Below are 24,932 nucleotides of genomic sequence, written 5' to 3'. Positions count from 1 at the left end.
AAGACGACAGTCCTGGTTCCAATGTCTTGATTCTTGTTCCTAATTTCTTAGTGGTTTACCGGTTTTTAACATATGTTGGATACGTTCCAAGGTTTTCCGTTCTGTACATAGTGAAAGGAAGGCTTCGCGTTCCAAATCCAATAGATACTGTTCGGTAACGTAGCTGGCTTCGGAGAGGTCTCCCCCGGCCATGACGTAGGCCAGTTTATCGGCTATTTTTTTGTCGTGTTCCGAAATGTAATGTCCGGCTTCCATGGAATCCGTTCCCACCAAGAACATACCCAATGCTTGTTTTCCAAGCACTTTTACGTCTTTGCGTTTAACGGGTTTGGTATAGCCTGCCTCAGCCATTAATTTGGCATAGGCCTTGGCCGTGGCAATTTGTCGGTCTTTGTTTACGACCACTACATCCTTTCCTTTTTGTAGAATGCCCAAATCGTAGGCTTCATAAGCCGAAGTGGATACTTTGGCCATTCCTATGGTCAGGAAGTATTCCTGTAGCACATTCAACTCCACATCATTTTTCCTAAACGTGTCCGAAGCCCGGAGTGCCATTTCCTTGGAACCACCCCCACCGGGGATGACACCAACGCCAAATTCCACCAGACCGATATAGGTCTCTGCGGCGGCCACTACTTTATCGGCATGCATGGATAGCTCACAGCCACCTCCCAAACACATGCCATGCGGCGCTGAAATAGTGGGAATGGAGGAGTACCGCATCCGCATCATGGTATCCTGGAAGTATTTTATGGCCATGTTAAGCTCATCATACTCTTGTTCCACGGCCATCATGAAAATCATGCCGATGTTGGCCCCAACAGAGAAATTCGCTGCTTGGTTACCCACAACCAATCCTTGAAAGTCTTTTTCGGCCAAGTCCACGGCCTTGTTCAGTCCGGCCAATACATCGCCACCAATGGTATTCATTTTGGATTGGAACTCGCAGTTGAGAATACCATCACCCAAATCCTCGATGACCACACCACTGTTCTTGAACACTTCGTTGGACTTTCGGATGTTGTCCAAAATAATGAAGGCATCCTGACCCGGAACCTTTTCCATGGTCTTTTTGGGGATGTCATAGAAATAGGTGGCCCCATCTTTTACGGTATAGAATGAATCGATTCCTGCCGCTTTCATTTCAGTGACCCATGAGGCCGCTTCCAGACCTTCGGCCTTGATGAATTCCAAGCCTTTCTCCAGTCCTACGGCGTCCCAAATCTGGAATGGACCATGTTCCCAGCCAAATCCGGCCTTCATGGCATCATCAATCTTATACAGTTCGTCCGAGATTTCTGGAATGCGATGGGTCACATAGGCAAATAGGGCCCCAAAGCTCTTTCGGTAGAATTCCCCTGCTTTGTCCTTGCCATCGACCAAGACTGGAAAACGTTCAATGACCTTGTCAATGGTCTTGGTGAGCTCCAAAGTGGCAAATTTTGCACTCTTTTTGGCGCGATAGTCCATAGTGTCCAAATCCAATGTGAGGATTTCACTTTTACCATCATCGCCCTGTACTTTTTTATAGAACCCCTGTCCAGATTTGCTCCCCAACCATTTGTTTTCCATCATGATGTTGATGAAATCTGGTAGTTTGAAGAGTTCATGTCGTTCATCGTCCTTACAGTTTTCATAAATACCGTTGGCGACATGCACCAAAGTATCCAGTCCTACTACGTCCACGGTACGGAAAGTGGCTGATTTAGGTCGACCAATCACAGGTCCTGTCAATTTATCTACTTCTTCCACGGTCATGCCCAACTCCTTCACGGCATGAAAAAGACTTTGGATACTGAAAATCCCGATTCGGTTTCCGATGAAAGCAGGGGTATCCTTGGCCACCACGGAGGTTTTTCCCAAGTACTGTTCGCCATACCCATTCAAGAAGTCCAATACGTCCTGGGAGGTCTTTGGCCCCGGAATAATCTCGAACAGCTTTAAATATCTTGCTGGGTTAAAGAAGTGGGTGCCACAGAAATGCTTTTGGAAATCCTCACTGCGTCCCTCACTCATAAACTTGATGGGAATACCAGAGGTGTTTGAAGTGATCAATGTGCCAGTAGTACGGTGCTTGTCGAGGTTCTCAAATACCTGCTTCTTAATATCCAATCGTTCCACAACCACCTCGATGATCCAATCCACTTGGGCCACTTTGGTGATATCATCCTCCAAATTTCCCGTAGTAATTCGGTCTGCGAATTTCTGGTGATAGATAGGAGAGGGTTTGGATTTCAATGCAGCAGCAAGGGAGTCGTTGACCAAACGGTTTCTTACGACTTTATCCTCCAAGGTCAAGCCTTTCGCTTTTTCTTTTTCATTGGGTTCCCTGGGAACGATGTCCAGCAAGAGAACTTCGACCCCAATATTGGCAAAATGGCAAGCAATGCCACTACCCATGATACCAGAACCGATGACGGCAACTTTATTGATATGCCTTTTCATTTATGAATGTTTGTTTTAATTAGTTGTTTTTATGTACACTTTTTTATCGGAAATGAGTTTGTTGATAATTTCAACGGTGTTAAAAAAACCGACCAAGTCCTCTTCGGCGATATGCTCCTTGACCACATCATTGAACCGGAGCACCACTCCCTTGGATTCTTCCCGTTTCTCCAGGCCCAAGGCGGTTAAATGTATTAGTACCCCTCTGCCATCGTTGGGGTTGGGTTTACGCTGAATATACCCTCTTTCCTCGATGTTCTTTAAGATTCTGGATAAGCTTGTGGCCTCCATGCCCATTTTAGGTCCCAAGGCAGTACTTGGTGTTCCTTTTTTGGGGTCTATGCTCAACAGGGTAAACCCAATGGCCATGGTAATGCCATAGTTCTTGGCCTCCTCGTTGTACATTCTACTGACCGCCTGCCATGTAGCCCGCAATGCATAATCAATGGTCAAATCCTTCATAGCTCAGTTTGGTTTCCTCAAATATAGGTAAATTTATTATGCATGCATAATAAATTTACCATAAATTGAATCAATTAATGAGTGAGAATAGTTAGAGAGTGACCTACGTATTTGTAGTGCTAAAATGGACAGCTACCTAATGCCCGTAAATATCATTGTAGAGGTCCAAATACTTTTCCTTGACAATTTTTCTGCGCAGTTTCATGGTAGGGGTTAGGTGGCCACTGTCCACACTCCATACATCGGGGGTCAAGCGGAACTGTTTTACCTTTTCCCATTTGGCAAAATCCTCGTTGGCGAGGTCCACTTCTTCCTGGATGCGGGCAATGACCTTGTCGTTGTGTACAATATCCGAGTTTTCCCCAACCGTTACCTTATGGCGTTTGGCCCACTCGTGCAGAAATTCAAAATTGGGTTGTATCAGTGCCGCAGGCATTTTTTCGCCTTCGCCCACTACCATGATCTGTTCTATAAAGCGGGATTGCTTAAACCGGTTTTCCAATAACTGTGGCGCCACATACTTTCCACCAGAGGTTTTGAAGATTTCTTTTTTACGGTCCGTGATGCGCAAAAAGCCATCGGCATCCACTTCGCCAATGTCCCCGGTATGGAAATAGCCATCGGTGAGTACTTCGGCGGTTTTTTCTGGGTCTTTGTAATAGCCTAGCATTACGTTGGGCCCTTTACAAAGAATTTCGCCGTCCTGGGCGATTTTTACTTCAACCCCATCAATGATTCGGCCTACCGTTCCTATTTTCCAGCCTTTGTTCCGTTCGTCATTAACCGCGATTACGGGAGAGGTCTCGGTAAGACCGTAACCTTCCATGACCGGCATGCCCGCTGCGGCAAACACACGGGCCAACCGGGGTTGTAAAGCGGCACTTCCAGATACCATGACTGTTAGGTTTCCACCTAAGCCTTCTTGCCATTTGCTAAAGATCAGCTTTCGGGCCAAGGCAAGCTGTTGTTCGTACCACCAGCCGTTTTTGCCGTAGGGTTCGTATTTAAGGCCCAGATCTACGGCCCAGAAGAACAGTTTCTTCTTGACTCCGGTAAGTAAGGCTCCTTTGGCGATGATGGCATCATAGACCTTTTCCAATAATCGGGGCACCACCGTCATTACGTTGGGTTTTACTTCCTTGACGTTGTCGCTGATTTTGTCCAGCCCTTCCGCAAAATGGATTTCAATACCGCAATATTGGTAGAGGTAGAGGATCATCCGTTCAAAAATGTGGCAAACGGGCAAAAAGCTCAATGCACTGCCTCCAGTTTCAAAGGGTACCCTTGTTTCGCTTGAAAGCACATTGGATACAATATTGTCATGGGACAACATGACCCCTTTGGGTCTTCCCGTAGTTCCCGAAGTATAGATCAAAGTGGCCAAATCTTCTGGCTTGACCCTGTCTTTCAATTTTTCCACTTCCTCTTGGTTGGAATTGTCTGCTCCTTTTTCCAGGACCTCTCCCCAATTTTTACAGTTGTCCAGTTGGTCAAAAGAAAAAATGTCTTCCAGATTTTTAAGTTTTGTGCTGATGGCCAAAACCTTCTCCAGTACTTCTCCACAGGAAACAAAGCAATACTTGGCTTCGGAATGGTTAAGCACATATTCGTAATCCTCTTCGGATATGGTTGGGTAAATGGGAACGGTCTGCGCACCGATTTGGAGTACCCCAATGTCCATGATGTTCCACTCCGTACGGTTGGTCATGGAAATTATGGCAATCTTGTCGTTGGGCTGTACTCCCAGATGTAGTAGCCCCCTGCTAATGGCATTGGCCTTGTCCACATATTCTTGGGTTGAGGTTGCTACCCATTTGCCATTGTATTTGGTGACCAATGACTTTTCCAGTGGAAGTTTGTTCAACTGGTAATAGGGGAAATCAAACAATCGGGTAACGTTTTGCATACTAAGTTTCTATTTGGTAATTGCAAAATAGCAAATCGTCGCCATTCCAAGAAATCGATTTAACAATTCCCTAGCGTATTTTTTACCATATCCTTAAAGCTTTTCGGTATTCAGGAAAGGCGCAAAGGGTTATTATTTAAGGTTTTCAATCCATTCCTTGGCATTGACAAAAGCTTGGAGCCATGGAGATACCACATCGTTCCTATCCTTTGGATAGTGGGCCCAGTTCCAAGGGAAGGTGGACCGCTCAATATGCGGCATGGTCACCAAATGCCTTCCGGTTTTGTCACAGAGCATGGCGGTGTTGTAATCGCTTCCGTTGGGATTGGCGGGATAACCTTCGTAGCCATATTTGGCCACGATATCATAATCTCCTTCTTCGTGCGGAAGACTAAATTTGCCTTCACCATGGGAAATCCATACCCCCAATGTGGTTCCGGCCAAATTGGACAACATTACCGAGTTGTTCTCCTGGATTTTTACCGAAGTGAAATTACTCTCGTGTTTCTTGGACTCATTATAGGTCATTTTACCATGGGTCTCGTGCTCGGAATTGATGAGGTCCAGTTCCATGAACAACTGGCAACCGTTACAGATACCCACGGAAAGGGTATCGGGGCGGGCAAAGAAATCATTGATCACTTTGTTGGCCTTTTCATTGTATTTGATGGCACCGGCCCAACCTTTGGCACTGCCTAGAACGTCTGAGTTGGAGAAACCACCCACGGCGCCCAAAAATTGAATGTCCTCCAAGGTCTCCCTGCCCGAAATAAGGTCGGTCATGTGCACGTCCTTCACATCAAACCCGGCTAAGTACATGGCATTGGCCATTTCACGTTCGGAGTTGCTTCCTTTTTCGCGGAGAATGGCCGCTTTGGGTCTGGATTGCCCTGGTGCAGGCAAGGTTCCATCAAAACTCTCTGGAAAAATGTATTGTAGGGGCTGGTTTTTGTAATTCTCGTATCGATTTTTGGCCAAACCTTTGGCGGTTTGCCTGTTGTCCAATAAATAGGAAGTCTTGAACCAAGTATCGCGAAGGGAAGCGATGTTCAGTCCAATTTCAACCCCATTATTTTTGATTTTCAGGGTGGCTTCCGAAGTAGCGGTCCCGATCTTTGCAAAATCGATGCCTGCTTCTTGGAGGATAGCCTCCACAGTGCTGTCCTTGGCTTGGAACACTACCCCTGCATTTTCACTGAACAAAAGCTTGATGATATCCGTTTCCCCAAGGCTGGATAGGTCCAAGTTGGCCCCAAGGTCATTATCGGCAAAGCAGAGTTCCAAAAGGGTGGTGATCAAACCACCGGAAGCCACATCATGTCCGGCCAAGATCTGGTCTTTTTTGATGAGTTCCTGTAAGGTGTTAAAAACGGTTTTTACATAGTCTGCATCCAAAATTGATGGGGTTTCGTCACCAATGCCATTCAAAATCTGGGCGAAGGATGAACCTCCCAGTTTATGCCCATCCTTGGAAATATTGATGTAGTAGAGGGCGCCGCCATCTTTTTGAAGTACGGGTTCCACCACTTTGGTGATATCGTTGCAATTGGCCGCTGCGGAAACAATCACGGTTCCCGGGGACAATACTTCACTATCCTTATATTTTTGCTTCATGGAAAGGGAATCCTTTCCAGTGGGGACATTGATGCCCAGTGCGATGGTAAAATCAGAGAGGGACTCCACGGCCTCGTAGAGGCGGGCATCCTCGCCCTCATTGCGGCAAGGCCACATCCAGTTGGCGGAAAGGGAAACTGATTTCAAGCCATCTTTTAAAGGAGCCCATACGATATTGGTGAGGGCTTCGGCCACACTGTTTCTGCTACCGGCTTTGGCATCGATCAACGCAGAAATAGGGGAGTGCCCAATACTGGTGGCAATACCTTCCTTGGTCTTAAAGTCGAGTGACATTACGCCGCAGTTGTTCAAAGGTAATTGAAGGGGACCGGCACATTGTTGTTTGGCCACATGGCCACCCACACAACGGTCCACCTTATTGGTGAGCCAATCCTTGCAGGCTACGGCTTCCAATTGGAGTACCTGCTCCAAATAGTCATGAAAATGCTCCAAGGAATAAGATAGGGCAGGGTAGGTTTGTTGGGAGGTAGTATCTTCCATAATGGTTTTGGGAGAGCTTCCGAACATATCAGAAAGTTCCAAGTCCATTGGTTTTTCACCTGATTTTTGTGATTCAAAAGTAAATCGGTGGTTGCCAGTGACCTCACCCACATTGTACATGGGGGCACGCTCACGAGCCGCTACGCGGTCAAGCAGCTCCAAATCCTTTTCACCAATCACAAGTCCCATGCGTTCTTGGGATTCGTTCCCGATAAGTTCTTTTTTGGATAGGGTAGGATCACCAACAGGGAGTTGGTCCGTGTTGATGGTACCTCCTGTATCTTCCACAAGTTCCGACAGACAATTAAGGTGACCACCGGCTCCATGGTCATGAATGGAAACTATAGGATTGTCATGGCTTTCCAGTAGTCCGCGAACCGCATTGGAAGCTCTTTTTTGCATTTCTGGGTTGGAACGTTGCACGGCATTCAACTCAATGGCAGAACTGAATTCACCCGTGTCGGCACTGGAAACTGCAGCACCACCCATTCCAATTCGGTAGTTGTCACCACCTAGAACGACTATTCTGTCTCCCTTCTTGGGTGTATCTTTCAAGGCTTGATCCTTTTTTCCATAGCCAATACCTCCAGCCATCATAATTACTTTGTCAAAGCCTAATTTTCGGGCTTCTTCCTGATGCTCAAAAGTGAGGACGGAGCCAGCAATTAAGGGTTGACCAAACTTGTTGCCAAAATCTGAAGCTCCGTTGGAGGCCTTGATCAAAATATCCATTGGGGTTTGGTACAGCCAGTCACGTTCTGCCATACCCTTTTCCCATGGACGGTTTTCTTCCAAACGGGAATAAGAGGTCATGTACACGGCGGTTCCTGCCAAAGGCAAAGACCCTTTTCCTCCGGCCAAGCGGTCCCTGATTTCTCCCCCAGAACCTGTTGCAGCACCATTGAAGGGTTCTACCGTAGTGGGGAAATTATGGGTTTCTGCTTTTAGGGATAGAACGGAATTAAACTCTTTTTCTTCGTAGTAATCGGGCTTATCAGCACTTTTTGGAGCAAACTGGATGGCTTTTGGTCCCTCAATGAATGCTACGTTATCTTTATAGGCCGAAACAATGTCATTCGGATTGGCCTCTGAGGTTTTTTTGATGAGCTTAAAGAGCGAGGAAGGCATTTCTTTGCCATCAATGACAAAGGTGCCGTTGAATATTTTATGCCTACAGTGTTCCGAATTCACCTGACTGAAACCAAAAACCTCGGAATCGGTCAATTTACGGTCCAATTTTGTGGAAAGGTCTTCCAAGTAGGCCACTTCCTCATCGCTCAGGGCCAATCCTTCCTTTTGGTTGTAGGCTGCAATGTCATCAATTTCCAAAATTGGCTCAGGAACTATGGCAATGGTGAAAATATCTTGGTTCAACCCTTTATACTTTTGGAGCAGCATGGGGTCGTACCCGGTATGGTCTTCCGAAACCGCGTGGAACTCCTCAATCCGTAGGATTCCATCGATGCCCATATTTTGGGTAATTTCGGTGGCATTGGTACTCCACGGAGTCACCATGGCGGCACGTGGCCCAACAAAAAAGGCGTCCAGTGACGCCGCTTCTATCTTGGGTTGGTTGCCGAACAACCAGGTCAGTTTACTATTATCTTCCTGAGTAATTTCTTGAGTGGTCTGGACGGCAAAAACCTTGTTAGCCTTGTCCCCAAAAAAATGAATCATACAATGTATGGATTGAACGGTTTGAGAAAGTGCAAATTTACGGTTTTCAGTTTTATTTTTAAACCTCTTCGTTTTGAGTTTTACACCAAAGGTGTTAATTAATCATGGTGGTTTCAACGCAAAAATGTCCAACCATCAATTCAAATGGGGTATTGGTGAATTGGGTTCCCCTTATGAGGGATATTTTGGATAGATTCCATATGTCATGAAAATTGAGCATAATAAATATTGGGCCAAAAGAAATTTAAAGCATCTGGTTCTTGGATTGATGATTGTGGTCTTTACTTTTTTGATCATTGAATTGGATGAAAGGGAACAGCTTAATTTTATTAAGCATGTTCTGAAAAATTTCATAAGGAGTATAGCAAGGATTTGGTAAGGCATTGTCAAAAAGTAGTATCGCCTTGGCAGTGTTAAAATGCAAACCGAATTATTTGTATTTTAGGAAGATACTTGCTAATTCAAAATCCAACCGTATGAAAACTTTCAAGATCCTGTTGTCCGGGTTTCTACTACTTTGTTTTATCTCCACGACAACTGCGCAAAAAAAATACTCCAAACGTCAGATTGAAAAACTTAAGTCCGAAGTCGCCCAAATCGTAGAAGATCATCACAAACAGTCCCAAGTGATGGTGGACAAGGTCTTCAGTTTTGCCGAGTTGGGTTTTCAGGAAGAAGAAAGCTCCAAGTATCTTACCGGTATTCTTGAAAACAATGGTTTTACCATTGAGCATTCCATTTCTGGGATTCCTACGGCTTGGTTTGCCACTTGGAGCAATGGAGATGGTCCTGTAATTGCCTTGGGAAGCGATGTGGATTGTATTCCAAAGGCCTCTCAATACCCTGGGGTGGCCTATCATAAGCCTATTGTGGAAGGGGCTCCCGGTCATGGGGAGGGCCATAACTCCGGGATTCCATTGAACATCACCTCGGCTTTGGCGGTAAAACAGATTATGGAGCGTGAAAATATTGGAGGCACTTTGATCCTATGGCCCGGTATTGCCGAAGAATTGGTTGCGGCCAAGGCATGGTACGTTCGGGACGGCCTCTTTGATGATATCGATATGTGCATTTTCACTCATGTGGGCAATAATTTTGGGGTTTCATGGGGCCCAACCCGTGGAACAGGTCTGATTTCGGTGGAGTATCTTTTTGAGGGAGAGGCGGCCCATTCGGCCGGTGCTCCATGGCGGGGCAGAAGTGCCTTGGATGCAGCGGAGCTCATGAATATTGGTTGGAACTATAAGCGGGAGCATTTGCACCCATTGAAACGATCCCATTCCATTTTTACCGATGCAGGCGACCAGCCCAATGTAGTGCCCTCCAAAGCAGCCATTTGGTTCTATTTTAGGGACATCAAGTATGAGGGCATCATGGAGATGTATGCCGAGGCCAACGATATTGCCAAAGGAGCGGCGTTAATGACGGGAACCACCATGACCTCCAGGGTTTTGGGAACAGCATGGCCCAGACATTACAATAAAGTGATTGCGGAGACCATGTATGAAAATATCAAAGAAGTAGGTTTGCCTACTTGGTCTGCGGCAGACCAAGCCCTTGCCAAAGCTGTCCAAACCGAGGTGGGCTCCGATAAGATCGAAGGACTTCCTACCGAATTGGCCGAGTTGGGGCTTCCTGTATTGGAACCTGTTAGTGGTGGTTCGGATGATATTGGTGATATCTCTTGGAAAGTGCCCACGGTTACCATGCGTTTTCCGTCCAATATCCCAGGATTGCAGGGGCATCATTGGAGCAATGCCATTGCCATGGCCACTCCCATTGCCCATAAAGGCGTTACAGCCGGGGCAAAGGCCGAAGCCATGACCTTATTGGACTTTTTCTTAAATCCGGAGTTGCTCAAAGGAGCGTGGGATTACTTCAACAATGAACAGAGCAAAGAGACCAAATACCAACCTATGATTGCTGCTGACGATATGCCGCCCACCTATTTGAACAAGGATAAGCAGGATACCTATCGCTCGGAATTGCAGAAGTATTATTTCGACGAAACCCAATACGATACCTATTTGGAACAATTGGGCGTGGAATATCCAACGGTAAAAAAATAGAAGTTTTTAAAGTGTCATATCGAGGGTGGCCGAAAACCGTACATCTCGACTGCGCTTGAACTGACAATATCTTAAACTTGAAAATAGATTATTTAGATTCTTCAGTCGTTGCACTCCATAAGAATGACAAAAATCCAATTGTCGAGCTATCGAACATTTTATTGGTTGACACGAATTACACAGATTTACACGAACAATCCAAAAATCAGGCATTCCAACCATCATTAGCTTGACACTAATTTTAACGAAAATGGTTGCCCTATCAGGCTTTCTTCTTCATCAAGGCCATATAGAATCCGTCAAAGCCGCTTTCCGAAGCGTACACGTTTTTCTCCTTGATGAACTCAAAATCCTTTCCATTTTCGGATTCCAAGAACTTTTTGACTTGCTCCGAGTTTTCTTGGGGTAGGATGGAACAGGTGGCATAGACCATTTGCCCACCTTTTTTGACCATTTTGCTGTAGTTCTGTAGAATGTCTTGTTGAACACCCATGATGCGATCAATGAACTCAGGTTCGAGCTTCCATTTGGAGTCAGGATTTCTTTTGATGACGCCTAAACCGGAACAAGGCGCATCCAACAACAAACGGTCGGCGCTGTTGTGCAATTTCTTGATCACCTTGGTAGAATCTATTACACGGGTCTCCATGTTGTGAACCCCGTTACGACGGGCCCTTACCTTTAGTTTTTTGAGCTTGCTCTCATAAATGTCCAAGGCAATGAGCTGTCCCTTGTTTTCCATATAGGAGGCCAAGTGAAGGGTTTTACCCCCAGCACCGGCACAGGCATCAATCACACGGTGACCTGGTTCAACCTCTAAAAACGGGGCTACCAATTGAGATGAGGCGTCCTGTACTTCAAAAAGTCCATCCTTGAAAGCAGAAGTGACAAATACGTTTTTCCGTTCCTTGAGCCTAAGGGCGTCTGGATATCCATCCAAGATTTGAGTTTCAATATCTTCCTTGGCCAAAAAGGACCGAAGTTGATCCTTTTGAATTTTTAAGGTGTTGGTGCGGAGAATTACATCGGCCTGCTGGTTGAGTGCGGCGATTTCCTTGGTCCAAAGTTTGTTTCCCAAGGATTTTTCACCCAATTCGTCCATCCAATCGGGAATGGATTCCCTAAACTTTCGAATTTTTGAAAGCTCATCAAACCGTCCTTTTATACGACGCTCCGGGGTGCCTTCCAACTGTTTCCAATCCGGGATTCGAATCCCTTTTAACACACACCAAACCGAAAACAATCGGAATAAATGGGGACGGGTGAACGGTTCATGGGCCTCGGCAATTTCAGCATACAAACGCTTCCATCGAACAATGTCATAGGTGGTTTCTGCAATAAAACCGCGGTCCCGTGCGCCCCAACGCTTGTCGTAACGCAATACTTTTTCAATGACCTTATCGGCATATTCCCCCTCATTGAAAATGAGGTTCAGGGCATCTATAACGGCAAAAACAAGATTTCGATGTAAGCGCATGGTGTAAAATAAGTTGCAAAGGTATCATTTCTACTTACTTTTATAGCAAAATATCCACTATGCGATTTTCTATTGGTTTGCTATTGGCCGTAATCTTGGTTTCTTGTGTTGATGAAAAACAATCCCAACCGTTTAAAACGGTATCCGTGACCCCGGTTTATGAAGATTCGGTGAGCATCAGGGCCATTACTTTTTTGGACAGCAATACGTTGGCCTTTGCTGGGAGTAAGGGTACCTATGGAACGGTGGATGTGCGAACCCAAAAAGTACGGACCAATGTACAGAGTTATGACTCCATAGTTCCTGAGTTTAGGGCCGTGGGAAATACCTCCACAGATTTTTTTATGCTTTCCGTAGCGAATCCGGCCTTGTTGTACAAAACGGGTGATCGGGGAAAAATGGAACTGGTATATACCGAAGAGGGCGAAGGCGTGTTTTATGACGCCATGGCCTTTTGGAATGATTTGGAAGGGATTGCCGTAGGGGACACCGTGAATGGTTGTCTGTCCATTATCCTTACCAAGGACGGGGGACAAACCTGGTCCAAGATATCCTGTGAAAACCTTCCGAAAGGGGTTGATGGTGAAGGAGCCTTTGCGGCAAGCAATAGCAATATTGCCGTTGCAGGCAATTACGTGTGGATAGGTACCACGGAGGGGAGAATCTATCATTCTTTGGATAAAGGAATGACTTGGAGCATACAGCAGAGTCCCATCATTCATGAAGAACCTACCCAAGGTATTTATTCCATGGATTTTTATAATGAAACCATAGGCTTTGCCATAGGAGGGGATTATACCCAACCGGATGCCAATACGGCCAACAAGATCATCACCCAAGATGGTGGGAAAACATGGAAGTTGATTGCTGCTGGTCAACACCCCGGCTATAAAAGTTGTGTGCAATTTGTTCCCAATTCAGAAGGAAAGGGATTGGTGGCTGTAGGTTTTACTGGGATTTCCTATTCGGCCAATGGCGGTGAAAGTTGGAAATCCATGAGTGAAGAGTCTTTTTATACCTTACGCTTTTTGAACGATACGGTTGCTTTTGCTGCCGGGAAAAATCGGATAGCGAAATTGGTCTTCCAATAAAAAGAGCGGCGAGATCTCGCCGCTCTTTTGTTCAACAACTAACCAAATCAAAAAAACTATACGGTAACGACGCTGTAGTGCCGTCCGGTTCTTTTATACCACACCCCTCTATATTGGTACAGTCTTCTACCGTTAACGTATACCATCTTGGACCCTCTGGGCAAAACGGATACTTTAACCCCGTTGGGTGCGGCGCAGACCACATATCTTCTCCCTCTGGCCTTGTACCAAATGCCATCGGCATAATAAAAATTCTTGTTTTTATGGACCACCAGATGGGGGCGGTTTATAGTGGTCACTACGGTTCCGTATGCAGGATATGTTCTTACCACGGTTCTCTGCGCATGGGCCAAAGTCATACTTCCCATGAGGGCCACCATGATCAAAATTGTTTTTAGACTTTTCATGACTAATGGATTTTAAGGGTTTATATGGGTAAGACTTGGGTTGTAAAAAAAGGTTTAATCAAAAAAAGAGCATTAAGGCTCTTTTCTTTTTTTCTTGTAGTGAGATTGCGTTACCCGCCATCATTATGTTTTCGGTATTGCTGCAACAGACGCTTTTTAAAGTCCTCTTCGGCCTTAATGAGCAGTAATGTTTTTTTGGCTGAGATGACCGTCCTGATTTTTGTGATGAAATCTTGTTCGGCATTGTGTTTTTCTTTCTGAAGGGCCATGAGGTTGTTCAAAAGAGTGGAAGATTCACTGTCCGTCAAGTCTTGGGCCAGGGATATTCTTGAGCGAAGCTCCCGGCGTTCCTTTCTTCGGATGTTCTCCAAGGTTTCCTCATGGGCGTTGTATATGGGCCAAAATTGTTGCGCTTCCTGACTGGTGAGTCCAACCCTTTCCGTGATAAAGGCCACTTTCAGGGTCTTTATACGGTCCCTGACCGGACCTTGGGCATGCAAGTAAGCGGTTCCTGCCAACAGAGCGAACAGTATGAGTATTCTTTTATTCATAATCGCTGTAATCTAAGTTTAGTTCGTCAATATCGTCTACGGTTTCATCCAAATATTGCAAAATATTTTCGGCATCCAGGTCCTGTTCCAAAACATCGTTCAGTTCCACATTATCCAACGAGACCAGTTCGGCAAGTTCATACGTATTGATATCCAGTTCATTGCTTTCAAAATACGCATCGATTTCCGCATTGGCCAAGTCATCAAATACGACAGTTGGCGTGGAATTCCAGTTGATGCCGAAGACCAAAACAAAGACTGCGGCCACGGCAGCGGCACTATAGTAGAATTTTCTGTAGGATTTGAGCTGGATGACCTTACTATTTTCCCCGACTGTTTTGGACATGATTTTAGGGGTCACCCCATCCAAATAGCCTTCGGGAATGGCAAAACCATCTGATTTTGGGATAACCGACCCCGTTTGGGCTTCTTTTTCCATGCGGGCCATAAGCCGGTCATGGAAGTTGTCAAAGTAACCTTCCGGGGTGTTGAAACTATTTTCTTTATCCTTTTTCATGTCCTTAATTTGACTCCAAAACAAGCCAAAGGTTTAATTTTCCTTAAGATACGATTCAATTTTCTTTACGGCCAAATGATAGGAGGCCTTTAGTGCCCCGACCGAGGTTTCCAAGGCCTCGGAAATGTCCTCATATTTCATTTCCTGAAAGTACTTCATGGTAAACACCAATTTTTGTTTGTCCGGCAGGGTGGCCAAAGCCTTTTGGAGTTTCAATTGGATTTCATCCCCTTCAAAATACACATCGGATTGTAGGTTCTCCACCATGCGGTTCTTGAGTTCCTCATCACTGATTCCGGCTTTCTTGGATTTTTGTTTTAAAAAGGTCAACGATTCATTGGTGGCGATACGGTACAACCAAGAATACAGCTTGCTTTCGCCTTTAAAACCGTCAATATTCCGGTACACTTTTATAAAGGTGTTCTGTAGCACGTCATCGGCATCGTCATGATCCAGGACAATCCTTCGGATGTGCCAATACAAGCGTTCTTTGTAAGTGTTCACCAACACCTCAAAGGCCTTTGCTTGGCTTTCCTTTTGTTTGAGTTCTTTGATTAGGGCTTCTTCGGAAATCAATTGTCCGTACAATTTGGTGCTTTGACTAAGATAGGGGTAAAAGGTTTAATGCAATTGGCAATTTTCAATGAACAATGAACAGTCATCAATGTGATACTGTCATTTCGAGCGCAGTCGAGAAATCTATTTTACCAATCAGAAATCAGAACCCAGAGTTTGGGTAGTGTTGAACCTGATTTTGAAACTTGAACTTTAAAAAGGTCTGACACGAATGGCACCAATTTGCACGAATGTACCATATGTCATTCCGAGCCCTGTCCTGAGCGAAGTCGAAGGAGCTGTGGGAAACCTGTTTTGGTGTTGCGAATTTAGATAAGAGTAATCATGCGAAGATTATTTGGACTTGGAATTTGAGCTTTAAGGGGTCTGACACGAATGGCACCAATTTGCACGAATGTACCATATGTCATTTCGAGCCCTGTCCTGAGCGAAGTCGAAGGAGCTGCGAGAAATCTATTCAAATATTAAATATTCAGACCTCAGAAATCGGAAACCAAAATTTGGGCAAGGATGGTTTGGACTTGAACTTGATACTTGAACTTTCAAAGGTTTGACACAAATTGCACCAATTTGCACGAATGTACCATATGTCATTTCGAGCCCTGTCCTGAGCGAAGTCGAAGAAGATGTGGAAAATCTGTTTTAACAATCAGAAATCAGGAATCGGAACCCAGCGTTTAGGTAGTGTTGAACTTGATTTTGAAACTTGAACTTTAAAAAGGTCTGACACGAATGGCACCAATTTACACGAATGTACCGACGGATGTCATTTCGAGCGTAGTCGAGAAATCTACCTAGGTTGGGAATTCAGAAATCCGATACCAGAATTTATATAAAAATGATTTGGATTTGAACCTAATTTTGAGACTTGAGTTTTTGAGGGATTGACACGAATGGCACCAAATTGCACCAATATTTTAATAAAAAGAAAACCCCCGCTTAAGCGGGGGAAATCTCAAAATCCAAAAAACTACATGCTTTATTTTACAACAATGGAGGTGGCGAAGCCATCGGAACCGTTACTGGGAAGGCTGATTTCCTCGATTAGGTTGCCGGAAGTGTCAAATGTAAAGACGGTGGGGGTGTAGCTATCGATGTTGCCATCGTATTTGGTGCCTGCCACGTAGATGGTGTCATTAAAAATAGTCATGGCTTTAGCTTCACCTGACCATTGGGCAGCCAAATTCCCATTGATCCAGAGTATGCCTTTTTCTTCATTGGTTTCGCTGATTGCAAATACATTGTTGTTTTCAACCGCTACCGCATATGAAGTTGATATAGAATTACCATCATCTAACTGATATAGTTCTTCCCCATTTTTCCAAATATAAGCTTTGTTAGGGCTCCCTTGTCCCGCAGTATAGATGTCACCAAGGTCATCAACAAGGATATCATACGCTATAGAATTCTGAGTAATGTGCTCTGTGGGGGTTCCATCTTCCCAGTACATGGCTTTAGCTATCCCATTTATAAATTGACCACCACTAACCAGTATGCTCCCATTGTAAGTAATAATATCTGTACTTATACTGTGGTCCATGCCATCCCCTAATATATGTTCAGCCCCATTCACCCAATACTTAGCTATTTGGGGATTAAAAAATTCGAAGCCGCAGACATAAATGTCGTTCCCGTCTACGTGAATGTCATAGGGACTTTTGTCGCTTTTACCCAACCCTCCCAAGGTGGAATGTAATTCAGTGTTTTTCATCACTCGTATGTATGTGACGTCTGCATCGAACTCAGCAAAGGTGGTGTAGATATCCGTTCCACTTACATCGAGTGATACATCGCCACTATCAATATTGTTCAGTTCAGTTTTAACTCCGTTGACCCAATAGGTGGCCACATCATAGTCGCCATTGTTTTTTTCAACGTTCCCGCCCACAATAATACTGGGGTTCACGGTAATGGCGCAAGAGGCCGTAACACCGTCCACGGTGGCAGTAATGGTAGCGGTTCCCGCTCCGGTGGCGGTCACGTTCCCTTCTTGGTCCACTATGGCCGCCTCTTCGTTGTCCGAGCTCCAAGCCACGGTCTCATTGGCCCCGGCCCCGGCCACGGTGGCAACAAGCTGGTCCGTGTCCAAGGTTTTTAGTTCCAAGGTCTCTTGGTCCAGGGAAACGGTGGTAGGGTCGGGGTTGGTCACGGTAAAGTCATTGGAACTGGTGGCGGTTTCGCCGTTTACGGTTACGCTGATGGTTGCTGTCTGTGCCCCTTCAGGTACGGTTACCTTTAGTGTGGTGGTTGATGCATTGTCTACGCTTGTGGCCACGGTACCGAACTTTACGGTGTTGTCAGATGCTGTGGCGCTAAAATTGGTCCCGTTGATGGTCACCGAGGTGCCCACGGGTCCCGATGTAGGCGAAAAGCCCGTAATGGAGGGGGAGGTGTCCACGGGATCAGGGTCGTTGGGTTCATCCTTTCCGCAGGAGAATGCAAAAAGACATAACAATAAGGTAAGTGATGCTTGTAATGGAATTTTTTTCATGGGTAAAATTTTTTGGCAAGAAAGGGAAAGAAGCCAAAAAGCATGGGTGTCAATTGACGGATGCCCCGTTTGGGTTGACGGATGAGTGCCAATAAGCAATTTTCAATGGACAATCATCAATGTGATACTGTCATTTCGAGTCCACTCCTGAGCGATGTCGGAGGAGGTGTGGGAAATCTGTTTTAACAATCAGAAATCAGACCTCAGAAATCGGATATGGGTATTCATGCAAAAATCATTTGTACTTGAACTTGATGTTTGAACTTTCAAAGGTCTGACACGAATTGCACTAATTTTCACGAATGTGTGTCTTCTTTTTAGGAGGAGAACGACTGCATCTCCACGAGCTTTTTATAGCCTTTTTTGGATTTCATAAGCTCTTCATGGGTGCCCTGCTCCACAATTCCACCTTTGTTCAACACCACTATTGAGTCCGCATTTTGGATGGTGGACAAGCGGTGCGCAATGACGATGGAGGTGCGGTTTTTCATCATTTTCTCCAGCGCATCCTGTACCAAGCGTTCGCTTTCGGTATCCAAGGCCGAAGTGGCCTCGTCCAAGATCATGATCGGTGGATTTTTCAGTACGGCCCTGGCAATGGACAGGCGCTGTTTTTGTCCGCCACTCAATTTATTGCCACTGTCCCCAATGTTGGTGTCGTACCCATGGGGAAGGTCCATGATAAACTCATGGGCATTGGCCACCTTGGCGGCAGCTACAATCTCCTCGGTGGTGGCATTTTCCTTGCCCATGGCAATGTTGTTCTTTACCGTGTCATTGAACAAAATGGAGTCTTGGGTCACCAATCCCATAAGCCCGCGAAGCGATTTTTTGGAGATTTGTTTGATGTTGGTACCATCAATCAGGATTTCCCCTTTATTGACATCGTAGAAACGGGTGACCAGATTGGCCACGGTGCTCTTTCCACTTCCAGATTGCCCAACCAAGGCTACGGTATGACCTTTATCAACCTTTAGGTTGAAGTTTTTCAGGACATAATCGTCCTCATATTTGAAAGATACGTTCTGAAGCTCAATACCTTGGTTGAAATCGGTTTTTTCCAGCGCATTTTCGGCATCTTTAATGGGATTTTCCGATTCCAGGATTTCCAATACCCGTTCCGCAGCGGCGTTTCCTTTCTTGACTCCGTAAGAGGCCTTACTTATGGCTTTGGCAGGGGTCAGGATATTGAAGGCCAGACCCATGTAGGAGATGAAGGAAGCGGCGTCCAGCGAGCCTTCCAACAATACCATTCGGCCTCCAAACCACAACAACACCCCAAAGACCAAAATCCCCAAAAACTCTCCGGTTGGCGATGCCAAGTTCTGTCGGTTCAGCAAGGAGTTGGAGAACTTGAAAAAACGACTGGTTGAATTTTGGAAGGTCTTAAAGAATTTGGACTCGGCATTAAAAGCTTTGATGACCCGCAGTCCACTCAAGGTCTCTTCCACAATGGACAGGAACTCGCCCTGTTCTTTTTGTACCCTATCCGATTTGCGTTTGAGGGATTTCCCGATCCTGGAAATAATCATTCCGGCAATGGGAATAAAAATGAACACAAAAATGGTAAGCTTTACACTGATAAGGAACATCACAATGATCGTGAACAATATGGTAAGGGGTTCCCGTACGATCAATTCCAAAATGGAGAGGAAGGAATGCTGTATTTCCAGTACATCGGAGGTGATCCGTGCAATGACATCTCCTTTTTTCTTTTCTGAAAAGTAGGAAATGGGCAGGTCCACAATCTTTTCGTACATCTTGTTCCGGATATCCTTGAGCACCCCATTCCGTAAAAACGTGATGAAGTACATGGCCAAATAGTTGAAGATGTTTTTGAACAGGAACAGGAACAAAATCAGCCCTACGGCCAAAATAAGCCCTTTCATAGGGTCATTTCCCGAATATTGGGTGACTTGATAGTTCATGTAGTCCATGAAGTAATCTTTCAATCCTCCTATGCCTTCCAATTTTGGAGGGGTGTGTACTTGCTGGGTCTTATCAAACAGCACATTGAGCATTGGGATAAGGGCAGCATAGGACAACGCACTGAAAAGTGCATAGAGGATATTGAAGAAAATGTTCAAAAAACCGTATTTACGGTAAGGTCCCGCAAAACGGAGAATCTTTCTAAAGTAGTTCATTCACCTACAAATTCAGTTCGGAAAGGATGCCGTCTATTTTGGCATCCAACTGCGAATTTACGGATTTAAAATCCTCGGCCTTGTCCAATTTAGCATTTGTACTGATGTAAAACTTCACTTTGGGTTCCGTTCCGCTGGGACGGGCGGCGATTCGGGTACCGTCCTCAGTTTCGTATATCAATACGTTGGATTTGGGCAGATTGATGTTCTTTTCCTCTCCTGTCTGTACATTTTTGGCGATGGAGGTGTTGTAATCCTCAATCCACAATAATTTGGATCCTTGAACGGATTCTACCGGATTTTCTTTGAAATCCTTGAGCATTTGTTTGATTTCCTCTGCGCCACTGATGCCTTTTTTGGTCAAGGAAATCAACTTTTCCTTATAGAACCCAAACTGTACAAAACAGTTGATCAGCTCCTTATAGAAAGAACCTCCTTCGGCCTTGGCGCTGGAAGCGGCTTCGCAGGCGAGTAGGGTAGCGGTAACGGCATCCTTGTCCCGGACAAAATCCCCCACCATATACCCAAAGCTTTCCTCACCGCCCCCAATAAATTTGGAGTTGGGGAAATCCTTGATCATCTTACCGATCCATTTAAAGCCGGTCAAAGCCGTCTTGTATTCTACCCCATAGGCTTTTGCCATTTGTTCTACCATGGGGGTGGATACAATGGTTGAGGCTATGAATTCGTTGCCTTTAAATCCCTTTTCCTTGTAGCGGTCCAATAGGAATTTGGTCATGAGTACCATGGTCTGGTTGCCGTTGAGCAGTTCCATTTTTCCCTCAAGGTTTCTAACAGCTATTCCCAAGCGGTCACTGTCCGGGTCGGTGCCCACCACCATATCCGCGCCAATTTCTTCGGCCTTGGCAATGGCCATGGCCAGTGCTTCCGGTTCTTCAGGGTTGGGGGATTCCACTGTGGGAAATCCGCCATCAGGCTTTGCCTGTTCTTCAATGATGGTGACATTGTTGTAGCCTGCACGCTTCAATACCTCTGGAATAGCTGTGATTGAAGTGCCATGTAAGGAGGTGAACACAATTTTGAAGTTGTCCTTGCCTTTGGCATTGAAACTGCCATTCTCGACAGAAGCTTTGAAAAAAGCCTCGTCCACCTCTTTGTCAATATGTTGAATCAGACTTTCATCGGCATCGAACTTGATGTCCTCAAAGGAAAGGGAATCGATTTCCGCGATGATCTCACCATCCTGGGGTGGCACAATTTGTCCGCCATCTGCCCAATATACTTTGTATCCATTGTATTCTGGTGGATTGTGGGAAGCGGTGAGGACAATCCCTGCATGACAGCCCAAATACCGAACTGCAAAGGATAGTTCGGGGGTGGTGCGCAATTCGGAGAACAGATACACTTTTATGCCGTTGGCCGCAAAGACATTGGCCACGGTTTTGGACAGCGTATCCGAATTGTGCCTGCAATCATAGGCGATTACAACTTTAAGGTCGGAGTCGGAATACGTTTTCTTTAAATAGTTGCTGAGACCTTGTGTATTCTTGCCCAAGGTGTATTTGTTGATTCTATTGGTGCCCACACCCATAATGCCTCGCATGCCTCCTGTGCCAAACTCCAGATCTTTATAAAAACGTTCCTTGAGTTCTTCTGGGTCGTTCTGGATCAGGTTCTGGATCTCTTTTTTTGTCCTTTCATCAAAAAAATCGGTCAGCCAAGAGTGTGCTGTGGAAGTAATGGCGTCCATAGTGTTTAGCTAAAATTTATTGTCTTAAAAATACAAAGATTATGGGTTACAAAACCCTAAAGATTGATTTTATTGGAAATGGTGTATCGGGTATCATTTTTTCTGGAGCGTACCATGATTTCACCGATAAAGCCCGCCAAAAACATTTGGGTTCCCATAATCATGGCAGTCAGGGCGATATAGAATTGTGGTCGTTGTGTGATCAGGCGTCCGGTTGGGTTCAGAAACAACTTGTCTATGCCCAAATAGAGGGAAAACCCGAAGCCTACGATGAACATTAAAACGCCCATAGCTCCAAAAAGGTGCATGGGTTGCCTACCAAATTTGGAAACGAACCATATGGTGATCAGGTCCAAAAATCCATTGATGAAACGTTCCGCCCCAAATTTTGTGGTACCGTATTTTCGGGCTTGGTGTTGAACGACCTTTTCGGTAATTTTTGTGAACCCTGCATTTTTGGCCAACACGGGTATGTAGCGGTGCATTTCACCATGTACCTCAATGGTTTTTACTACGTTATGGTCAAAGGCCTTTAAGCCACAATTGAAATCGTGCAATTTTACCCCAGAAGTTTTTCGGGCCGCCCAATTGAACAACTTGGAGGGAATATTTTTGGTGATGACGGAATCGTACCTTTTTTTCTTCCAGCCCGAAACCACTTGGTTGCCTTCTTGGGTAATCAAGTTGTACAGTTCGGGGATTTCTTCGGGATTGTCCTGTAGATCGGCATCCATGGTAATCACCACTTCGCCTTGCGCAGCCCTAAATCCAGCGTGGAGGGCTTGGGATTTCCCATAATTCCTTAAAAAACGGATTCCCCTTACATGTTCATTCTTTTCGGAGAGTTGGGTGATCGTTTCCCAAGAACCATCGGTACTGCCATCATCAATAAAAATGATCTCATATAAAAAATGATTGGATTGCATTACGCGTACAATCCAATCATGCAGTTCGTTGAGCGATTCTTGCTCGTTAAGTAAAGGAATTACAATGGAAATCTGCATTTCTTGTTTCTGGAATTCCTTTCAAAAGTAGTATTTTTTGCCTTAGTAGGCGGGTTTTTCCTTTTTCAGGATCAAGCCGGTGATCAAACCTAGTACCAACCCAATGACACAGCTAATGATCAAGCCAATTGGGTAGCGCATCCAAGCAAGATTTTTTTGCATTTCCACCCCCTTCTCCCATTGCTCCTCGGTCAAGGAAGGGTTTTGTTCAAAGGCTTTCGGCTTGGCGATTTCCATGGCCTTATCCATAAAATCAGGTTCAATAAAATTCGTAAGGACGTATTGGAACAAGAGGGATATGATGGCGGAGACAAGGGCAATACCCACTGCGACTTTTAAGGCTTCGCCAATCTTCAAGTAACCCCCATTGGCTTTTTTAAACGCATTTACCCCCAAGAAAATGGCCACAGCCGTTAAAATAACGGAAACGACCATGACGGGAGCGCTTGTTTCGTAATGTAATTTTTGTGAGTAGAGCATTACGCCGAACACGACTGAAACCACGCCTAACAAAAGGCCATAATTTAGAGCGAATTTACCGGTTTTTGGTTGTTGTTCTTCCATATAAAAAGTTTTTAGTGTTGATCTGTTTGTTAGTTGACAAAAGCGTAACTTTGTTACAGCTAAAGGTAGTTTTTTTCTTTTTTCCATTTTTAAAGTTGGAGGTGTCAAAGAAATCATTAAATTTGCACCTCGAAAATTCTGAGATTAAGTATTTAAGACGATGAGAAAAGGTATACACCCAGAGAATTATAGATTAGTGGCTTTCAAAGACATGTCCAACGAGGATGTGTTCATCACCAAATCCACTGCAGAGGCAAAAGAGACCATTAGCATTGATGGTGTTGAGTATCCTTTGGTAAAGTTGGAAATCTCAAGAACTTCGCATCCTTTCTACACCGGTAAGACCAAATTGGTGGATACCGCTGGTAGGATCGATAAGTTCAAGAACAAGTACAAGAAATTCAAGAAAGAAGAGAAGAAGGCCGAGTAGGTCCTTACTTTCAACGAAATATATGAACGCTCCTGATGCTTTATCAGGGGCGTTTTTTAATTTTAGGGCAATCTAAACAACTGTTATGAACTATATCCTTTCTGATGGTGATTACCGAAAAGCGATGCTTCCCTTTACGTTTACCCGACCCGTGGCCGAGATTCGTATAGGGATTTTGACCCTACGGGAAAAGTGGGAAAAATGGTTGCAGACCCAGGTTAGTTTCCGGACTGAAGACTATCTCTCCAAAAAGTTTCCACTTGTTACCGCAGATGAGAATGTAGTGATCATAGGGAACATCCTTCCCGATGTCCCATTGGTAGAGCACATAAAGCAGTTAGGGATGGGGCAAGCCTTGGTCTACAAAAACGAGGTGTTGGCCTACGGGACAAACGAACCGGAAAAGCCTTTCCGCTTGGATGATTATGAAAGGGTTGAATACAAATCGGAAGTCTTTGCCCTAAAAAACACCTGGGACATTTTCAGTAGAAATGGAGAGGCTTTGGAAGCTGATTTTGAATTGCTGACCAAGGGCAGGAAGAGTGCTCCCATATCGGACACCAATAGCCTAATACATCCTGAGAGAATCTTTGTGGAGGAAGGTGCTACGGTGGAACACAGTATATTGAATGCCACCAAAGGGTCTATCTACATTGGTAAGAATGCCGAAATCTGGGAAGGAAGCCTTATCCGCGGTGGATTTGCCTTATGCGACCATGCCATTGTGAAAATGGGAGGAAAGATTTATGGGCCTACCACTGTGGGACCTTATGGAAAGGTTTGTGGGGAAATCAACAACTCGGTTATTTTTGGACATTCCAGTAAAGGGCATGAGGGCTATCTAGGAAACTCCGTTTTGGGAGAATGGTGCAATATCGGGGCTGCTTCCAACAACTCCAATCTAAAGAATAATTACGCCAAGGTCCGGTTATGGAATTACGATACCGAAACTTTTGACCATACGGGACTGCAGTTCTGTGGTCTTATGATGGGCGACCATAGTAAAACGGCCATCAATACCATGTTCAATACGGGTACGGTCATTGGGGTGAACAGCAATATCTACACTCCCGGGTTCCCTCGAAACTTTATCCCAAGTTTTAGTTGGGGCGGGGCATCGGGATTTAAGGAATACCACCCCAAAAAAGCCTCTGAGGCTGCCAAGGTGATGATGGCCCGTAGGGGTAAGGAGTTTGACGAGGTTGAGGAAAGTATCCTGAACAAGGTCTTTGAACTCACACAGAAATGGCGCAAGTACTAGGTGAAAACCCACTGGATTTTGGCCGATAAAGCTT

General features: G+C 45.1%; 18 protein-coding genes. 4 read left to right on the top strand and 14 right to left on the bottom strand.

Translation table 11 applies throughout. The features are described from left to right. Positions 1-39: 39 nt before the first annotated feature. The 4 genes from DN53_RS01935 to purL form a co-directional block, all read right to left on the bottom strand. Positions 40-2,445 (bottom strand): 3-hydroxyacyl-CoA dehydrogenase/enoyl-CoA hydratase family protein, encoded by a 2,406-nt coding sequence (locus DN53_RS01935; protein ID WP_129652728.1) that lies wholly within the window; start codon positions 2,443-2,445, stop codon positions 40-42. A 15-nt stretch (positions 2,446-2,460) separates the two neighbouring features. Next, positions 2,461-2,907, bottom strand: a complete 447-nt coding sequence (locus DN53_RS01930) for a MarR family winged helix-turn-helix transcriptional regulator (protein WP_116218013.1) — start codon at positions 2,905-2,907, stop codon at positions 2,461-2,463. A gap of 136 nt (positions 2,908-3,043) precedes the next feature. Then, positions 3,044-4,813 (bottom strand): AMP-dependent synthetase/ligase, encoded by a 1,770-nt coding sequence (locus DN53_RS01925; RefSeq protein ID WP_129652727.1) that lies wholly within the window; start codon positions 4,811-4,813, stop codon positions 3,044-3,046. A 132-nt stretch (positions 4,814-4,945) separates the two neighbouring features. Then, positions 4,946-8,704 (bottom strand): phosphoribosylformylglycinamidine synthase, encoded by a 3,759-nt coding sequence (gene purL, locus DN53_RS01920; protein ID WP_262707902.1) that lies wholly within the window; start codon positions 8,702-8,704, stop codon positions 4,946-4,948. Positions 8,705-9,081: 377 nt separating this feature from the next. Here purL and DN53_RS01915 point away from each other — a divergent pair, with 377 nt between their 5' ends. After that, positions 9,082-10,674: a zinc-binding metallopeptidase family protein gene (locus DN53_RS01915; RefSeq protein WP_129652725.1), complete on the top strand. Its 1,593-nt coding sequence runs from the start codon at positions 9,082-9,084 to the stop codon at positions 10,672-10,674. A gap of 262 nt (positions 10,675-10,936) precedes the next feature. On the opposite strand, the gene DN53_RS01910 is transcribed toward DN53_RS01915, so the two are convergent. Beyond that, complete coding sequence (locus DN53_RS01910; protein WP_129652724.1) at positions 10,937-12,151, bottom strand: RsmB/NOP family class I SAM-dependent RNA methyltransferase; 1,215 nt, start codon at positions 12,149-12,151, stop codon at positions 10,937-10,939. Between the two features lie 59 nt (positions 12,152-12,210). Between DN53_RS01910 and DN53_RS01905 the strand changes: the two genes are divergently transcribed. Next, positions 12,211-13,242 carry a WD40/YVTN/BNR-like repeat-containing protein gene (locus tag DN53_RS01905; protein WP_129652723.1) on the top strand — a complete coding sequence of 344 codons (1,032 nt, stop codon included), beginning with the start codon at positions 12,211-12,213 and terminating at the stop codon, positions 13,240-13,242. A gap of 56 nt (positions 13,243-13,298) precedes the next feature. Here DN53_RS01905 and DN53_RS01900 read toward each other — a convergent pair whose 3' ends face one another. The 9 genes from DN53_RS01900 to DN53_RS01860 all read right to left on the bottom strand — a co-directional run bounded on the left by DN53_RS01900 (position 13,299) and on the right by DN53_RS01860 (position 23,294). Further along, positions 13,299-13,649, bottom strand: a complete 351-nt coding sequence (locus tag DN53_RS01900) for a DUF6515 family protein (protein WP_129652722.1) — start codon at positions 13,647-13,649, stop codon at positions 13,299-13,301. Positions 13,650-13,759: 110 nt separating this feature from the next. Beyond that, on the bottom strand, positions 13,760-14,200 hold the full coding sequence (locus DN53_RS01895) for a hypothetical protein (protein ID WP_129652721.1): 441 nt from the start codon (positions 14,198-14,200) through the stop codon (positions 13,760-13,762). Next, positions 14,193-14,717 carry a hypothetical protein gene (locus tag DN53_RS01890; RefSeq protein WP_129652720.1) on the bottom strand — a complete coding sequence of 175 codons (525 nt, stop codon included), beginning with the start codon at positions 14,715-14,717 and terminating at the stop codon, positions 14,193-14,195. The genes DN53_RS01895 and DN53_RS01890 overlap by 8 nt, the downstream gene beginning before the upstream one ends. Positions 14,718-14,750: 33 nt before the next feature. Further along, positions 14,751-15,293: an RNA polymerase sigma factor gene (locus DN53_RS01885; RefSeq protein WP_129653336.1), complete on the bottom strand. Its 543-nt coding sequence runs from the start codon at positions 15,291-15,293 to the stop codon at positions 14,751-14,753. A 979-nt stretch (positions 15,294-16,272) separates the two neighbouring features. After that, entirely contained in the window at positions 16,273-17,784 is a 1,512-nt protein-coding gene (locus tag DN53_RS01880; RefSeq protein WP_129652719.1) for an IPT/TIG domain-containing protein, read from the bottom strand. A gap of 317 nt (positions 17,785-18,101) precedes the next feature. Then, complete coding sequence (locus DN53_RS01875; RefSeq protein ID WP_129652718.1) at positions 18,102-19,928, bottom strand: ABC transporter ATP-binding protein; 1,827 nt, start codon at positions 19,926-19,928, stop codon at positions 18,102-18,104. A gap of 4 nt (positions 19,929-19,932) precedes the next feature. Beyond that, on the bottom strand, positions 19,933-21,639 hold the full coding sequence (locus tag DN53_RS01870; protein ID WP_129652717.1) for a phospho-sugar mutase: 1,707 nt from the start codon (positions 21,637-21,639) through the stop codon (positions 19,933-19,935). A gap of 56 nt (positions 21,640-21,695) precedes the next feature. Further along, positions 21,696-22,643 (bottom strand): glycosyltransferase family 2 protein, encoded by a 948-nt coding sequence (locus DN53_RS01865; RefSeq protein ID WP_129652716.1) that lies wholly within the window; start codon positions 22,641-22,643, stop codon positions 21,696-21,698. Positions 22,644-22,685: 42 nt separating this feature from the next. Then, entirely contained in the window at positions 22,686-23,294 is a 609-nt protein-coding gene (locus tag DN53_RS01860) for a DUF4199 domain-containing protein (protein WP_242502044.1), read from the bottom strand. A gap of 73 nt (positions 23,295-23,367) precedes the next feature. Between DN53_RS01860 and DN53_RS01855 the strand changes: the two genes are divergently transcribed. Continuing rightward, the gene (locus tag DN53_RS01855) at positions 23,368-23,637 is read left to right on the top strand and encodes a type B 50S ribosomal protein L31 (RefSeq protein ID WP_129652715.1); all 270 of its coding nucleotides are present in this window, start codon (positions 23,368-23,370) and stop codon (positions 23,635-23,637) included. A gap of 85 nt (positions 23,638-23,722) precedes the next feature. Beyond that, on the top strand, positions 23,723-24,898 hold the full coding sequence (locus tag DN53_RS01850; protein WP_129652714.1) for a GlmU family protein: 1,176 nt from the start codon (positions 23,723-23,725) through the stop codon (positions 24,896-24,898). Positions 24,899-24,932: the final 34 nt, after the last annotated feature.

This window comes from Flagellimonas olearia, assembly GCF_004150225.1.
GTDB classification, from domain to species: Bacteria; Bacteroidota; Bacteroidia; order Flavobacteriales; family Flavobacteriaceae; genus Flagellimonas; species Flagellimonas olearia.
The sequence above is the reverse complement of the archived record's forward strand: the minus strand, read 5'-3'. Positions and strand labels throughout refer to the sequence as shown.